Consider the following 15409-nt stretch of genomic DNA (forward strand, 5'->3'; position numbering starts at 1 on the left):
CCTTTGTTCAACTCGATGAAGTAGCCAATTGTTGTCGCACCCATTGTTCGGCAGCAGCGCGATCAGTCACCAAACCGTCCAGCGTGGCGGCGCGCAGCTCACGCAACAACCGGCCCAGTTGCGGTCCCGGCGCTACCCCCAATTCACGCAGATCATCGCCGTTCAGTGGCGGTCGAAATGGGCGCCATTCGCGCAGATAACGTGCCGTAAGCTGCGGAATTGGCGTATCTGTCGCGTAGTGTAGCACAGCGATAGTCGCGACGCTATACGGTTGTAACGTGTGGTCAAGCTGGCTTGGGCTAGCGGCAGCGACGATGGCAGCGGTCAAGCGACGTAATCGGGTAAGATCGTTGATCAGGTCGCGAATGGTGGCCGGGAGATGATAGCGTTGCAGAATCATTGCTAGCTCAGCGTCGCTGAGGTCGTAGAGCAGCAATCCGGCGATCACCACTTCAGCCGGCGCGAGCACAGCGATACCGTACTCGTCACGGCGATAGCGCGCCAAGCGATCAGCGAGCGTCGCCGTCCAACGCAAACCGGGAATGATCTGTTGGGTCATACCCCAGCGGTCGGCCAGCGCCACCACTGCTGCCGGATCGGGTTCAGCGAGGGTCAGGCACAATTCCGTCTGGATCCGTTCTGGTGTCAATAGCGTCAAGTATCCTGCCTTTAGCGCATCGGTGATCTGGGCTGTGGTCGCTTCGTCGGGGGTGAGATTGAGACGGGAAGCGAGGCGCACGCCGCGCAACATCCGGGTCGGGTCATCGCGCAGACTTTGGCTATGCAAGAGGCGCAGCCGGCGCGTAGTCAGATCGGCGACGCCGCCAAGCGGGTCGAACAGCGGCATCGGCAAGAGCCGGCCATGTGCGGCTGCCAACCTAATGGCCATCGCATTAATGCTATAGTCGCGGCGATGGAGATCGAGGGTGATTGGCGCCGGTTGTACTTCCGGTAGCACTGCCGGATGCGGGTAGTGTTCGATGCGGCTCTGTGCAAGGTCGATCACCCATTGATCGATCACAATGGTTGCCGTGCCAAATGGTGGATGGCGGGCAGCAATATGGCCGCCCCATGCTTCGGCCAACATGGAAGCCAGTTGGTTAACATCGCCCTCAACGGCCAAATCAATATCGCGCCCGATGGGTAGCTCGAGCAACAGATCGCGCACGACCCCACCAACTAGCCAGATGGTGGCATCAATGGTTGGCGCGATCTCGGCGGCGCGGGCCAGCAGGTACTGCAAGGCCGGATCGAGGCGGAAGATGAGATCATTCATACGATGCGGTTTGACATAGCGGCGAACATGCGAAAACGTTCGAGATCATAGCGGGTTGTGACGCCTCTATTGCGGTGAATGGACGTGTGATAGTATCTATAACATTATAGTGGTCTTTGCTGAAAGTAAGCGTAATTTGCTGATACTTTCTTGTCAGTGCGAGCCGCCGAAAGCGGCGAAGCAATCTCCTGCGAGCACGGCAGCGGATCCTTTCCGCCACAGGGGGAGAGTGCTGCGGGGGCTGCGCGCCCTCGCAATGACAAGAGGGCTCTGGTCTGCTGTCCCGTGGTCAACATGCCCTGCCGCCACTCCCCTTTGTCAGTGCGAGCCGCCACAGGGGGAGAGTGCTGCGGTCGGGCGTAGGCAGCGCGTCGCGCTGCCCTTATTGCCACCGCGCAATGACAGGTGGGCCGCTTGACAGGCCCGGCATTCAATGGTAGGATAAGGCACGCATGGGCGATTAGCTCAGTTGGTTAGAGCGCCACGTTGACATCGTGGAGGTCAGTGGTTCGAATCCACTATCGCCCACCACATCAGTTGTATCGTACCCCATGCCACATCAGCATTACCGGTTTTGGATAGCTCTTTTGGCAACGCTGGCTTTGGCCAGTGCTATTGCATTGGCAGCGCAACAGGTGTACGCGCAACCTACCCCTCTTGCTTGCCCCCGCAACCAAACCGTCACTCTGAGCGGAGCGAATGCGCCACCGCTGCAAGGGTTGATCATGCTCTTTGCCGGCCAACCGGTTGGCGGCGGGTTTAGCGATGCGGCAGGCAGTTGGCAGATTCCGCTGCGCACCAACGAGCCACCCGGCATCTACCCGGTTGAGGTGCGGGTGCGGGCTAGCCAACAGGTGATCGCCAGTCTGCTATGTTATGTTAATGCGCCGTTGCCGGCGATGGCAACGCTCGTACCAACTGATACTCCGGTCGCCAGTCAGCCAGGTTCGCAACCCTCGCCAACCGCCACCGCAACCAGCATTGCCACGGTACCACGCCCGACGCAAACGCCGACGCCAACCTCGCGGGTTACCAGCACGCCGACGCTGGCAGCGGGTGGCGCCAGCACGCCGACGCCAACCACGCGGGGCACGAGCACGCCGGCGCCAACCACGCGGGGCACGAGCACGCCCACGCCGGTAGCGGTCAGTACAGTCACACCGGCGCGGGCTACTAGTACGCCCTCCCCTACCGCTACATCCGGCTCGGCTAGCGTTGTACCGGGGCGCACACCGACCTCTGTACCGGCTGGATTGGTGGTGACGTTGTTGATCGAACCTTACGATCCAAACACGTCAACCACATTAAATGACGAACGTATCACCCTCAGAAGTGAAGAAGACAACGACCTTACGATTGAAGGTTGGCGGATTGTGAATATTTCACGCCCTGAACAGCCTACCTTTACCTTTCCGGCATTTATCCTCCAACCGGAAGTAGACGTCTATCTCTACAGCGGGAGTGGTACGAGCAATCTGACCACCGGCGATTTTTACTGGAATCAGCGCGCGCCGGTTTGGCGCAGCGGTGACACGGCGCACTTGCTCGATGCGCAAGGCCGTTTGGTCAGCTCGTATCAGGTGCCGTAGCGACGGTGGCCGGAAGAGGGATGGTGAATGCCTCCTCCAGCTTTCGTGGATAGGTGTTCCCTCTTTTTTCTAGCGGCGGGAATCACCAGCCGATGACCTAGTTTTCTTACTGGCCAAACACCACCGCAAGCATCACCATAATGAAGTTGTATACCCCATGCACGATTGCGGCGGTGGTGGTGTTGGTATGCTTGCGCACCAACCCGCATGCCATTCCAATCACAAACACCACCACCAGGGCGTCCCAGTGGTATTGAAAAGCGTGCAGACTAGTGAAGAAGAGGTTCGAGAGCCAAATTCCCAGTCGCGGCTGCAAGACGCCACGTACGCCTAACTCTTCGCCAAGGCCAGCCGTAACGCCGATCACCAGCGCCCCGATCGGGCTAATCGCGAAAGCCATCAGTTCACCGAAGGCTTCTTCGTCGGTGGTTGGCCAGCCGAGCGCTTGCCAGAGCGATTCCATCAGCGGTAGTGCGAGCGACATCAACCCGGCCAATCCCAACCCAATCCCAAGCCCGATGAGCAGATGGCGCAGCGTCAGGCGCACCAACCCCAGCCTTTCCAGTGTAGCGGCCAGATGGCGGCGAATGCCAAAGCCAACCGCCAGAAACGCCGCTGGGATCGTCCAGACCAAGCTGTAAAGTTGGCTGCGTAACTGTTCATCAGCGCTCAGATCACTCAGCTCTGTGCCGCTGATGGTGTTAACCAGCGCCAGCAAGGGCGGTTCGCCGGTTATCAGCAGCGGCACAAACATCATGAGGGTGATGCTGACAATTGCCATCAATGCGATGGCATGGACAAATGAACCGGGATCGATCGGCAGCACCCGCGCTAATCCTCGCCGGACCGGCGGCAACAGGGTGAACATGCCAATGCCGATGGCGGCGAAGATGCTCAAGATTAAGAGCACGATGCTGCGAAGATCTGCTGGTGCGAGATTGGGCGGTTGTTCTGGATTAATCCCTCCCGGCGGCAGATCGAGCAGAGTAATTACGCCGAGACCAAATGTGTAGAGCGATGCCAAGCCCAGCACGAGCGCCAACCAGAGACCGGTGGCGAGCCACGCCCAATTGAACTGCGAACCAGCGAAATAGGCAAACACAGCCAACCCGACGAAGGGTAGCGCGTTGAAGCTGGCGGTGGTGAAGATACCCAACTCGCCGCCAAGACTGGAGCCAACGCTGATGAGCAGAATGTACGTTGCTACACCAGCTATCCAGAGACCCGGACGGTGAGTAGGAGGTTGTTCAGAGGTGAGAACCAGCGGTTCTGACATAACAGATGCTCCTTGTGACCGAATGACAGTTGCAAGAGCAGTGTGACAGAAAGTACGCTGGTTGGCAAGAGGGATAATGCCAAGACGCAAAGGGGGCAAAGACGGGTAACGCAAAGGCGCCAAGAACGCGAAGGGTGCGAAGGTTCTATGTAGAGCCGGACGGCTGTCCGGCTCTTCCCCATGGTTGTTCCGATACGCTGGTGCGTCATACATGCATCGGCAGCCGCGCCAACAGATCGGCGAGACGCGCGCCAGCCAGACTGGGCAGCACGACGTGCGCTTTGCCCACCCGCTCGTGCGGGCCGATCCCGATCACGGCGAAGCCGCCGGCCAGTGCCGCTTCGACGCCGGCGGCGGCGTCTTCGACCACAACGCATTCCGCCGGCGCTAAGCCGAGCAGTGCCGCTGCGTGCGAGAAGAGGTCAGGCGCCGGTTTCTGTCGCGTGACGCTGTAGCCGTCGGCAACCGCGTCGAGCAGATCGGCGATGCCGAGCCGCTCGATCACTTCGCGCGCGTTTTTACTCGCCGAACCGAGCGCCGCTTTGAGGCCGGCGGCGCGGATTTCGCTCAGTAGCTCGCGCGCGCCGGGCAAGACATCGCGGGGTGAGATTTCGCGAATGTATTCGAGGTAGTAGCTGTTTTTGCGCTCCATCAGATCGTTGAGCGTCGCTTCGGGGAAGGTGCGCCCTTTGAGCAGCAGCAATAGCGACTCGCGGCGCGGAATGCCGCGCAGCGCTTCGTTCTCTGCACGGGTGAATGGAATGCCGAGTTCATCGGCGAGCCGCTTCCATGCCCGGTAATGGTATTCGGCAGTGTCGGTGAGTACACCGTCAAGATCGAAGATAAATCCTTTGATCGACATCACGCAGTCCTCATCATTTACGGTGCAAAGGTGCGAAGGTCGCAGAGAACGCAAAGCATGTCAAACGCAACGGCGTGAAGGACACAGAAAACGCAAAGGTTTTGGAATTGTGACCACGCTTGTACCCAACCTCAAATACCTTTGCGCCTTTGCGTTAAAAACCTCTGCGTCTTTGCGTTAAAAACCCTTCGCGTCTCTGCCTCCTCTGCGTCTTAGCCTATCGTGTAGCTGCCATCCGGGTAGCCGGTGACGGTGTGGGTTTGCCCGCGCAAAGTGAAGCGGTAGGTCAACCGCCGCCAGTGGTTGGGCAGGCGCGGATGCACTTCCCACGTGCCGTCGGGGTGGATGCGCAACCCGCCAAAGCCAAACACCACCGCTTGCCAGACCCCGCCTGCTGACGCAGCGTGGATGCCGTCGCCGGCATTGCCGCGTACGTCGCGCAGGTCGGCCCGCGCTGCCCGGATGAAGTGTTCGTAGGCTTCGGCTACGTCTCCCATCTGGCAGGCGACAATGGCCTGAATCGGCGGGCCGAGCGATGAGCCGTAGGTGTGGTCGGTGCGGGGGGTGTAGTAGTCGTAGTTGACCCGAATCTGGCTGTCGCTGTACTGTTCGCGCAAGAGGAATTGCAGCATCAGCACGTCGGGTTGCTTGATCGCCTGATACTCGTTGGCCCCCTCGATGCCAAAGATTTCGTGCATCGATTTGGTGCGCGGTTCGTAGTCGGCTAGATTGACATCCTTCAGTTTGAAGAAGCCGTCGAATTGCTCGATGAGACCGTTGGCGCTCACATTGAGGCACATCTTTTCGGCCACCGTCTGCCACTGCTGTAAGCGTTCCGGCGTCAGGTCGAGCCGTTGGCGCAGCTCGGCGGCTTTGTGCGGTGCGTGCTGATCGAGCCATGCCAGCGTCTCAAGGCCGGCGCGTAGGTTCCATTGGGCCAGCAGGTTGGTGTAGGCGTTGTTGTTGACGTGATCGTGGTATTCGTCGGGGCCGATCACGTCGGTGTAGCCGTAGCAGCCGCGTTCGGCCAGCCATTCGGCCCGTGAGGCAAAGAATTTGGCCGTGTCGAGCACGATCTCGGCTCCGCGCTCGATGTGCCACCCATCGTCGCCGGTAGCCTGCCAGAACTGCTGCACGGCGTAGGCCACATCTGCTGAGATGTGAATCGCCAGATCGCCCGTCCAGACGCGGGCCAGCTTCTTTTTGTCATGGAAATCCGGCACCCACGTTGGCGTCACCTCATCGCCGGTATCGGCGCTCTCCCAAGCGTACCATGCGCCCTCGTAGCCGGCGGCGCGGGCTTTGGCGCGGGCAGCCGGCAGGGTGAGGTGGCGGTAGTCGAGCAGATTGCGCGCGATGTCGGGTGCGGTGTAGGTGAAGAGCGGCAGCATGAAGATTTCGGTATCCCAGAAGGCATGGCCGCGATAACCGAAGCCAGAGAGGGTTTTGGCGCCGATGTTGACCCGGTTGTCGCGGCGGGGGGCGGCGATCAGTAATTGGAAGATGCTGAATCGCACCGCTAGATCGGCCTCGGCGTCGCCTTCGATCACGACGTGACAGCGCTCCCACTCGCGCGCCCATGCCTGCTGTTGCGCGGCTAGCACGCTCTCCCAATCGGTGGCGGCTTGGACGTGGCGATGGGCCAGCTCAAGCGGTGCGGCAGCATCGCGCGAGGTTGCAATCCCCACGAATTTCGTCGCCACGATCGGCTGGCCGGCCCGCGCCGGGTAGACCTGTTGCAGCGTCGGAACGTTCTCGGCATCCCAGAAGGCGGTCTGGGAGGTGTCGCCGAGCAAGCGCATCGCTAGCGCCACTTCAATCCCGCTCTTGCGGGTGCGGGTGCGCAAAAAGATCGTGCCATCGGCGAGTTGGCCTTGGGCGAGCGGACGCCAATGCAGCAACCCTTCGTTGTCCATCTGGCCGTTAACGGCGGCGCGTAGCTCGATTTGCCCGTCAAATTCGGGGATGATCTCGCAGCACAGCGCCAGCAGGTGTTGGTCGGCCAGTGATGCGAAGCGGGTGAAGATCAGCGTCGCCACCCGGCCCTGCGGCGAACGCCAGCGCACCTCGCGCCGCAGCACGCCGCTCTGCAAATCGAGTTCGCGCCGGTAGGCGAGAATGGCGCCCGTCGCGAGCGAGAACTTCTCACCGTCGAGCACGACGTGCAGCGCGAGCCAGTCGGGTGCGTTGGCCAACTCCGTGACCACGATCGGCGCGTCGTCGAAGACGCCGTGGATAAAGGTCGCGCGGCGGTCGTTGGGGTAGCCCTCCTCGAACGCGCCGCGGGTCGCGAGATAGCCATTGCCGATCGTGAAGATCGTCTCTTTGTGGTGTTGTTTCGCTGGGTCGAAGGTGTCTTCAGAAAGGATCCACATAGTTCACCTGTGTGTCAAGCCGCTCGTTTACCCCTCTTTCGAGCCGGTGGCGGCAATGCTGCGCACGAAGTATTGCTGGAAGACGAAGAAGATGATCAGGATGGGCAGCGTGTTAAAGATCGAACCGGCCAGAATGACCGAATAGAGTGTGTAGTACTCGCCGCGGAACCACTGCAACCCGATTGGTAGCGTGAATTGTTCGGGCGAACGCAGCACCAGCAGCGGCCACATAAAGTTATTCCACGCCCCTTGGAAGGTGAGCAGGGCGAGGGTAATCAATTGGGTTTGGCTGATCGGTAGCACGATGCGGAAGAAGGTGCCCCAGCGGCCCGAACCGTCCATCATCGCCGCCTCTTCCAGCTCTCTGGGGAACGACTTGTAGAACTGGGTCATCATAAAGACGCCAAAGGCGTCGGCTATGCCGGGCAGAATCACGCCCCACGGGTTGTCAATCAGGCCAAAGCCGGTCGGGATGCGCAGATCTCCCAGTTGCAAACCGCCGCGGATCAATCCCGGCCCGATGATCAGGAACGAGGGGATGAGCGTGACCACCCCCGGCATCATCATCGAGATCAAGAGCAGGTTGAACCAGAAGCTCTTGAGCGGGAACTCGATCCGGGCGAAGGCGTAGCCGGCCATCGCGCAAAAGAGGACGCGGAAGATCGTGATAATGACCGAGATAAAGACGCTATTCCATACCCAACGCGGGAAGAGCTGGAAGGTGCCGAGAATAGTGATGTAGTTATCGAGCGTAAAGGGAGTCGGCGCCCAGATCGGCGGCGTATAGATATCGGCCACCGGCTTGAACGAGAAGACCAGCGTAAAGTAGAGCGGTGCCACTGAGAGCGCGGCCCAGAAGGCCAGCATCGCGAAGAAGAGATACTTGCGCAGACGGTCGAAGAAGACGGTGCGTGCATAGACCTGCGCTTGAGGAGAACTGGTTGTCACTGCCATCGTCGCCTGCCTTTCTATCGCTCAGCCCCGCTGCCGCTGCCTTCAATCACCCGCCGCTGCAACAGCGTCACCGCCAGAATGATCAGGGTCAAAATCACCGCCAGTGCCGAGGCTTGCCCCATCTGGATGCGGGTATCGCGGAAGGCCCACTTGTAGATCAGATAGGTGATGGTGGTCGTGCTATCGAGCGGGCCGCCGTTGGTCATAACAAAGATCTGGTCGAAGACTTGAAAGCACCCGATCACGCCGACTGTCACCACGAAAAAGATCACCGGACGCAACATCGGCACCGTGATGTAGAAGAATTTCTGCAAGCCGTTCGCGCCGTCGATCTCAGCCGCTTCATAGACGGCTAACGGGATATCTTGTAAGCCGGCTAAGAAAATGAGCATGAGCGTACCGCTGGTGGTAAAGATATTCATGCCCATAATCACGTAAAACGCGGTGCGCGGGTCATCGAGCCAGTTGACCGTCAGGCCGGTGATCTGGTTGAAGATGCCTTGCGGGGCGAAGATCCAGATGAAGATGAGCGAAATCACCACCGACGACGTGACCGACGGCAAATAAAAGATGGTGCGAAAGAAGCGCTGGAAACGCAGATTCTGATCCATCGCGAAGGCCAGCACCAGACTGAGAAAGGTCTGGATCGGCACTACGATCAGCACATACTTGAAGGTGTTCGGCAGTGCCTTCGAGATAAAGAGTTCATCTTCCAGCACGCGCTGGTACCCTTCGAGACCCCACCAGCGCGGCGGTCTGAGCAAGTTGTACTCGGTGAACGAGAGATAGACCGCGTACCCCAGTGAGATCAAACTAAAGATCAGAAAAATGATCAACCATGGCGAAATAAAGAGATAGCCGTTCAGGGCATCAACCCATTTGCGGCGGTCAGTTCTCGTTCGCATAGCCTCGTCTCCGTCGGTGGCGGGGTATGGGTGTCACCCCAGTGCATGTCCGCTCCATGGCGGCATCTTGGCCGGACTTTTCAACCTCTGCGTCGTGGAGTGCGGCAGTTCAACTGCCGCACTCCACGCATTGCCATCAGCGCATCGCCTTGCGGATCGACTCAGCAGCCTGCTGCATCGCGTCCGGTGCCGGCTGGTTCTCTTTGAACATGCGCTCCAGCGCCTTAGCCATCTGATCGTTCACATCCGAGCCGACCGCTCCCCAGAAGAAGGGTTTAGCGCCGAAGAACGAACCGTTGAAGATCGCCGCCGAGTTGGGGTTATTCTTCAGGTAGTCACTGTTCTGCAACGCTTGGCGTGACGGCAACGCAAAGCCGCTCTCAAGCACCGCCTTCTGGCTGGCTTCGCTGGTCAAGAAGTTGACCACCTTCCACGCCGCCTCGGCGTTCTTGGTGTTGGCCGAGATACCCCACGCCACGGTGAAGATCAGGTTGCCTTCGCCACCCGGCCCAGCCGGCGGCATCACCACGCCGTACTTGGTGTTGGGGAACTGATCGCGCAGATAAGGGATCAGCCAGCCGCCTTCATAGACCATCGCACACTGGCCTTTGCCGAAGAGCGTGCCTTGCCAACCCTCGCCGAGATCCGACGGCAGCGCGCCGATCTGATTGGTGCGGAACGAGGCGTAGAACTCGGCTGCCTTCACTGCTGCTTCGTTGTCAAGCGTGGTGTCGGTGAAGTCGCTGTTCATCACCGTACCGCCATTCTGGAAGACGAAGACCGGGAACCGGCCCGGATCGGGCGGGGTGCAGAAGCCATAGATCGGCTTATTCGGATCGCTCAGATCGGTCAGCTTCGCCGCCGCCTCGCGCAGATCGTTCCACGTCCAGTCGTCGGTTGGGTAGGCAAGGCCAGCCTTATCGAACAGATCCTTGTTGTAGAACATGCCAAGGGTGTTGAAGTCCTTGGGAATACCGTAGGTTTTGCCCTCGTAGGTGAAGGCGTCAATCAGCGCCGGGATGAAATCGCTGCGCGAGACGCCGCTGGCAGCCATAAGGTCATCGAGCGGGAGCAGCGCATCATTGGCGGCCAGCTCCAGCCACCAGAAGATGTCAACGTAGAAGATATCAGGCTCGGTTCCCGACGCGATCGAGGTCAGCAGCACCTGCTTGTAATCGCCGGTAATCGGCTCGTACTTGACCAAAATGTCAGGATTTTCGACCGAAAACTTATACAGCAGCGACTCAAGCAACGCGGTTTCCGCCGGGCTGGATGCCCAACCGGACAGGCGCACCGTCACCTTTTCGGCGGGCACAACGACAGTTTCCTTGACGGTCACCGTCTCACGGATTGTCTGCGGTTGTGGGGTGGGTTGTTGCGTGGTTGTCTGGCCGCAGGCGCTCAATCCCAGCGCCAACACGGTCAAGATGAGCAGGAATTTGATTATGCGATTCATACTTGCTCCTTTGCAATATCAAGCTAATACATTTTGGCTGTGGACAATGATGCGATCTTAGATCATTTTTTACCCTCCTTTTTTTACACAATAACCGGCTACCCGATCAATGGCGGATGATCAGGAACGCAAATTGTCGTGAGTTATCAGGACGAAGCGCGGATGATCAAGGAAGGTTGGAGCAGGACGTGTCTTTGTTCCGGTTCTCGCCCCTCAACAAGCGCCACCAGCAGTTCGATGCATTTGCGGCCAGCCTCGGCAATCGGCTGCCGCACGCTGCTCAGCGGCGGGAAGAGATACTGCGCCATCGGCGCATCATCGAAGCCGATGATGACCAGATCGGTTCCAATTGTCAGGCCGCGTTCGCGGGCCGCCGCCATCGCGCCAATCGCCATCGTGTCGTTGAGGGCCATGATCGCGGTTGGACGGCGATCGGCGGGCAGATCGAGCAGGTGCAACGTCATGGCCCGGCCAACCTCGAAGATACCCTCGCCGCGCAAGATATAGCTGGGTTCGGGTGCGAGCTGGGCAGCTTGCATCGCATCGAGATACCCCTGAAAGCGATCATTGCCGACCCGCGAATCTTCGGGCCATGCCAAGATCGCGATCCGGCGATGGCCGCGCCCGATCAAATATTCTACTGCTTGCCGCGTGCCGGCGGCCCCATCAATATCGACCCACGCAAAATCCCATTCCGGGTTGGAACGGCCAAACGCGACAAACGGAAACTGCTGTTTCAAGAGAAACTGAATCCGGGGATCGTGATAATTCACGCTCGACAGCACAAAGCCGTCGACATTGCCGCTTTTGATCAGATCGCGGTAGGTTTCGACCTGCGCGTTGCCTTCGCGGAAGGGGAATGGCAAGACATAGTAGCCAACCGCGCCGGCTTCGCGCACCATGCTGCTCAAGAATTGGTCGAGGATGTGATTAACCTGACCGGGTTCGGTTTGCGTCCACGAATACCCGATCATAAAGCTGCGCCCGGCCCGCATATTGCGCGCAATGCGGTTGGGCCGGTAGCCGAGTTCTTGCACCGCCGCCTGAATCCGCTCCATCGTTTCAGGCGCAACCTGCATCTCACCGTTCAGCACCTTAGAAACGGTTTGGTAACTGACTCCGGCGCGCGCCGCTACGTCTTTGAGCGTGACTTTGGTGGCTGTCATAGGGCGGTTCGATTCTTTCTAGGCGAACGTTCGCCTTTATCATACACCGGCCAATTGCACTTGTCAAGAGGGTAAAGCGAACGTTCGTCTAAGATGGCGCATAGCCGTGCGGCTCTATAGGCGAACGTTCGTGCGTCGCTACACCGGCACGATTTCTTCGACCGGGGCCAGCCGCAGGTTGCCGATCGGGCAGGCGGTGACGCAGGCGAGGTCGGTGTAGCCGTAGCAGAGATCGCATTTGTCGGCGCGGTGGGTGGGGCCGGTGGGGGTGAGAGGAATCGTGGGCCGGATGCGCTGTTGCAGCCGGCGGAAGAGATCCCAGAGCGGGCCGGTGGTGTGTTTGGCGCGCGGCACCGATTGCACCGCGTCGTAGGGGCAGGCGGTGACGCATTCGCCGCAGCCGGTGCAGCGGGCGGTGATGCGCAAGGCGCCGGTATCAACCCGCTCGATCGCGTCTTCCGGGCAAGCCTCGACACATTCCGCGCCGACGCTGCACTGGCGGCAGGTTTCGAGCACATCAAACCGGTCGATCGGCGTACCATGTAAGTGCAGACGGCTATGGCCATGGCGACTGGCGCAGCCGGTTTCGCACATCCGGCAGCCGGGCGGGCAACGGGTGGGATCGCGCACGAGGATGTGGGTGGCGCGCAACAAGCCGCGATTGACTGCCAGCCCGATGTCGCGGGCGCGGGCAGCGTCGCTGCGCACGGCGGCTGAGTGTTTCAGCCGCCGTTCGGCCATCGCGCGCAGATCGGCTTCCAGCGCCGGATGCTCTTGGATCAAGCGGTAGAAGTCGGCGCCGGGCAGTTCGAGCAGGTCGGTGGTGGTGAGGGTGCGGGCATTGGCCCGGTGCGGCTCGCCGGTGAGCAGCGAGATTTCGCCAAACAGATCGCCTTCGCTCAGGCTCGCGATCATCTGCCCGCTCTGCTCGATCACCACCTGCCCGCTCTCGATCAGGTAGAGCGAGTCGGCGGGTTCGCCTTGCTTGATCACCAACGTGCCGCGCGGCACGTGGCGCGGTTGCAGGCGGGCAGCGATTGCGATCCGTTCGAGCGGCAGCAACTGGCTGAGAACCGGCATACGGGCGAGGGTGGCTTCGACCATACGCCGGCGATAGACTTGGCGCAGGGCAGTGACCAAGAGGGGTAAGGCCGCTAGTTCATCGCGCAGCGTGGCAATTTCGATTTGCAGCAAATAGCACGAGCTTTGGGTGAGCGCGCTCATGTGGCGGAAGAATTTGCCAAACAGCGGTCCTTCGCCAAAACAATCACCCTTCCCGATCACCCCCATCAGTACTTCGCGACCATCTTTGTCGCGTAAACGCAATTGCAACGACCCGCGCAGCAGAAAGAACAGGTAGCGATAGCCGCGGCGTTGGCCGATCACGGTGGCGCCGCTAGGAAACACCCGGAAGATGCCACGTTCATAGAGCGTGATTAGCTCGGTCGCTGGCACGCCGCGCAAGCAATCAAGCGCAGCCAGAGCCGCAATCGCGGCTTGTTGGCGCTGTTGGCGCTGCGCAGCGCGCGCTTGATCGAGTTGGTTGTGGGGAGGGCGCTTCAGCAACGACATAGCCGGCTCTGCGGTACAATGACGGGGATGGCGCAATCTGCCTTGCATTGTACCATACACGTTGCCGAGGAGCGGTATAATAGAACGGCGGAAATCGCACCCACACAGGATACTCGCATGCCGTTGCGCAGTCTTACCGTTGATTTGGCTCGCGGCCACGCTCGCCAGTTGTTGCCCGATGAAGTGGAACGTGACTATTTGGGCGGGCGCGGGGCGATCGCTTGGTTGCTCTGGCATCAATTGGAACCAGATACCCCGCCGTTGTCGGCGGAGAATTTGCTGATCTTTGCTGCTGGGCCGCTGGCCGGCAGCGCCGGTTTTGCGACTAGCGGCTTCACGGTTGGCACCCGCTCGCCCCTCACCGGCGGGATTGGTTATGGCTGGGCTCCGGGGCATTGGGGCGCTGCACTGCGCCGCAATAACATTGATGTGTTGGTTATCCGCGGTGAAGCGCCTGATTGGTGTTATCTGCTGATCGATGGTGATACGGTGCGTTTGCGTTCGGCCCGCCATTTAGTCGGGCGCGACACGGTGGCAACCGCTGCGACGCTGGCCGCTGAATTGGGCGGCAATGTGCGTGTACTGGTGGTTGGGCCAGCCGGTGAAGCTGGGGTCGCGTATGCCAGTATTGTTGCTGAGGGGCTGTATCTGGTTGAACCGGCTGGCACCGGCGCGGTGATGGCCGATAAGAAGCTAAAAGCGATTGTGGTGCGCGACCGTGCGCTGTTGCCGGTCGCTGACGCTGCTCGTATGCAGACCGTGCTGCAATCGATCCGGCAGCGCGGTGAGCGGCATCCAACCGCTAACGCGATTCGGGCCATCGGCAGCGCTGGTTTGTTGCCGGCGGCGATCAAACTCGGTGCCCTGACCAGCCGCGATGCGCGTGCGCTGGCTGACGGCGTCGCGATTGCCCGCACCTTCAGCGAGATTGCGCGGCGCGGCGGGCGACTCGAACGGGGTTGCGCCGAGTGCCCGTTGCCGTGCTATATCGATCTGCGCACCAAAAGCGGCGAGACCCATCCGTTGCCTAGTCTCGAACTGATTGCCGGCTTTGCCGCTCGGGTGGGTATTACCGACCCCGACGCGATGCTGGCGATTGCCGATCGTTGTTTGCGACTGGGGATTGATCCGGCTGCCGCCGCTGCTGCGATCGCGTTTATGACCGAAGCCCAAGACGAAGGCTTGGTGCGCCAGCGCACGCTCAATTGGGGTGACGGCGCGGCGGTGATTGCGGCTCTCGACCGGATCAGCCAGCGCCAAGAGAAGCGCGATATTCTTTCCCTTGGCGTCGGCGAGATGCAAGAGGCGGTGTGGGGGTCGGCGGCATTCGCCCCGCAGGTGAAAGGCTTGGCGATGCCGGCACTCGATCCGCGCGCACTCACCGAGATTGGCTTGGCAATGGCGACGAGTCCGATTGGCGGCGATTATCGCTATGCGATGGCCTTTGAAGAATTGGTGGCCGAACCGCCGGCATGGTTGCCGCCGCCGGCCAGTGGGCCGCGTGAGAGCGAGGGGAAAGCGTTGCGCTTGATTTGGCATGAACGCTTTGCTGCTGCGCTCGATGCCAGCGGCTTTTGCCGCCGGCTCGGCTTGATGGCCTATCAGATTACTCCCGGCGAGTTGATCGCGCTGATCGGTGCAGTGACCGGGCGCGCCATCACCGGCGCTGATCTGGTGCGGATCGGCGAGCGGATTGTCACCCTTGACCGGCTCTTTACTCGCCGCTATGCCAGCAATAGCCAAGATACCTTGCCCGACCGTTATCTCCGCGAACCGCTGAGCAGCGGGCCAACCGCTGGCCATACCCCGCCGCTAGAGGCGTTGTTGGCCGAGTATTACGCCCGGCATGGGTGGGATGCCCGCGGCGATCCGACGCCGGCTCGCTTGGCCGAATTGGGGATAATCCTGTAGCACTGTCTACTCAGGGGGGCGGCAATCATAGAGGGTCGCACGGCTGTGCGGTCTCTATTACATGCCA

Annotated in this window: 11 protein-coding genes and 1 tRNA gene; 3 read left to right on the plus strand and 9 right to left on the minus strand. The window is 60.4% G+C overall.

The window, feature by feature from the left end; all coding sequences use genetic code 11:
- Positions 1-7 precede the first annotated feature (7 nt).
- Entirely contained in the window at positions 8-1276 is a 1269-nt protein-coding gene (locus tag U9R61_RS18930; RefSeq protein WP_322490369.1) for a CCA tRNA nucleotidyltransferase, read from the minus strand.
- A gap of 454 nt (positions 1277-1730) precedes the next feature.
- Here U9R61_RS18930 and U9R61_RS18935 point away from each other — a divergent pair.
- Both U9R61_RS18935 and U9R61_RS18940 read left to right on the plus strand, forming a co-directional pair.
- Positions 1731-1807, plus strand: a tRNA-Val gene (locus tag U9R61_RS18935).
- A gap of 56 nt (positions 1808-1863) precedes the next feature.
- Positions 1864-2865 carry a lamin tail domain-containing protein gene (locus U9R61_RS18940; protein WP_322490370.1) on the plus strand — a complete coding sequence of 334 codons (1002 nt, stop codon included), beginning with the start codon at positions 1864-1866 and terminating at the stop codon, positions 2863-2865.
- Between the two features lie 106 nt (positions 2866-2971).
- On the opposite strand, the gene U9R61_RS18945 is transcribed toward U9R61_RS18940, so the two are convergent.
- The 8 genes from U9R61_RS18945 to U9R61_RS18980 all read right to left on the minus strand — a co-directional run bounded on the left by U9R61_RS18945 (position 2972) and on the right by U9R61_RS18980 (position 13431).
- On the minus strand, positions 2972-4141 hold the full coding sequence (locus U9R61_RS18945; RefSeq protein ID WP_322490371.1) for a CPBP family intramembrane glutamic endopeptidase: 1170 nt from the start codon (positions 4139-4141) through the stop codon (positions 2972-2974).
- A 205-nt stretch (positions 4142-4346) separates the two neighbouring features.
- On the minus strand, positions 4347-5003 hold the full coding sequence (gene pgmB / locus U9R61_RS18950) for a beta-phosphoglucomutase (protein ID WP_322490372.1): 657 nt from the start codon (positions 5001-5003) through the stop codon (positions 4347-4349).
- A 212-nt stretch (positions 5004-5215) separates the two neighbouring features.
- The gene (locus tag U9R61_RS18955) at positions 5216-7378 is read right to left on the minus strand and encodes a glycoside hydrolase family 65 protein (protein WP_322490373.1); all 2163 of its coding nucleotides are present in this window, start codon (positions 7376-7378) and stop codon (positions 5216-5218) included.
- A 27-nt stretch (positions 7379-7405) separates the two neighbouring features.
- Positions 7406-8332 carry a carbohydrate ABC transporter permease gene (locus tag U9R61_RS18960; protein ID WP_322490374.1) on the minus strand — a complete coding sequence of 309 codons (927 nt, stop codon included), beginning with the start codon at positions 8330-8332 and terminating at the stop codon, positions 7406-7408.
- 14 nt (positions 8333-8346) lie between these two features.
- Positions 8347-9237: a sugar ABC transporter permease gene (locus U9R61_RS18965; RefSeq protein WP_322490375.1), complete on the minus strand. Its 891-nt coding sequence runs from the start codon at positions 9235-9237 to the stop codon at positions 8347-8349.
- Between the two features lie 136 nt (positions 9238-9373).
- A complete protein-coding gene (locus U9R61_RS18970; protein WP_322490376.1) occupies positions 9374-10693 on the minus strand; it encodes an ABC transporter substrate-binding protein in 1320 nt (439 codons plus the stop codon).
- 146 nt (positions 10694-10839) lie between these two features.
- Positions 10840-11859 carry a LacI family DNA-binding transcriptional regulator gene (locus U9R61_RS18975; RefSeq protein WP_322490377.1) on the minus strand — a complete coding sequence of 340 codons (1020 nt, stop codon included), beginning with the start codon at positions 11857-11859 and terminating at the stop codon, positions 10840-10842.
- 138 nt (positions 11860-11997) lie between these two features.
- A complete protein-coding gene (locus tag U9R61_RS18980) occupies positions 11998-13431 on the minus strand; it encodes a cyclic nucleotide-binding domain-containing protein (protein WP_322490378.1) in 1434 nt (477 codons plus the stop codon).
- 117 nt (positions 13432-13548) lie between these two features.
- Here U9R61_RS18980 and U9R61_RS18985 point away from each other — a divergent pair, with 117 nt between their 5' ends.
- The gene (locus tag U9R61_RS18985) at positions 13549-15342 is read left to right on the plus strand and encodes an aldehyde ferredoxin oxidoreductase C-terminal domain-containing protein (protein WP_322490379.1); all 1794 of its coding nucleotides are present in this window, start codon (positions 13549-13551) and stop codon (positions 15340-15342) included.
- Positions 15343-15409 lie beyond the last annotated feature (67 nt).

Origin of the sequence: Chloroflexus sp., from assembly GCF_034431535.1 — a bacterium.
Classification (GTDB): domain Bacteria; phylum Chloroflexota; class Chloroflexia; order Chloroflexales; family Chloroflexaceae; genus Chloroflexus.

Coding starts and splice junctions, on each gene's coding strand:
- U9R61_RS18930 (WP_322490369.1), bottom strand. CDS start 1,276: ATGAATGATCTCATCTTCCGCCTCGATCCGGCCTTGCAGTACCTGCTG.
- U9R61_RS18945 (WP_322490371.1), bottom strand. CDS start 4,141: ATGTCAGAACCGCTGGTTCTCACCTCTGAACAACCTCCTACTCACCGT.
- pgmB (WP_322490372.1), bottom strand. CDS start 5,003: ATGTCGATCAAAGGATTTATCTTCGATCTTGACGGTGTACTCACCGAC.
- U9R61_RS18955 (WP_322490373.1), bottom strand. CDS start 7,378: ATGTGGATCCTTTCTGAAGACACCTTCGACCCAGCGAAACAACACCAC.
- U9R61_RS18960 (WP_322490374.1), bottom strand. CDS start 8,332: ATGGCAGTGACAACCAGTTCTCCTCAAGCGCAGGTCTATGCACGCACC.
- U9R61_RS18965 (WP_322490375.1), bottom strand. CDS start 9,237: ATGCGAACGAGAACTGACCGCCGCAAATGGGTTGATGCCCTGAACGGC.
- U9R61_RS18970 (WP_322490376.1), bottom strand. CDS start 10,693: ATGAATCGCATAATCAAATTCCTGCTCATCTTGACCGTGTTGGCGCTG.
- U9R61_RS18975 (WP_322490377.1), bottom strand. CDS start 11,859: ATGACAGCCACCAAAGTCACGCTCAAAGACGTAGCGGCGCGCGCCGGA.
- U9R61_RS18980 (WP_322490378.1), bottom strand. CDS start 13,431: ATGTCGTTGCTGAAGCGCCCTCCCCACAACCAACTCGATCAAGCGCGC.
- U9R61_RS18985 (WP_322490379.1), top strand. CDS start 13,549: ATGCCGTTGCGCAGTCTTACCGTTGATTTGGCTCGCGGCCACGCTCGC.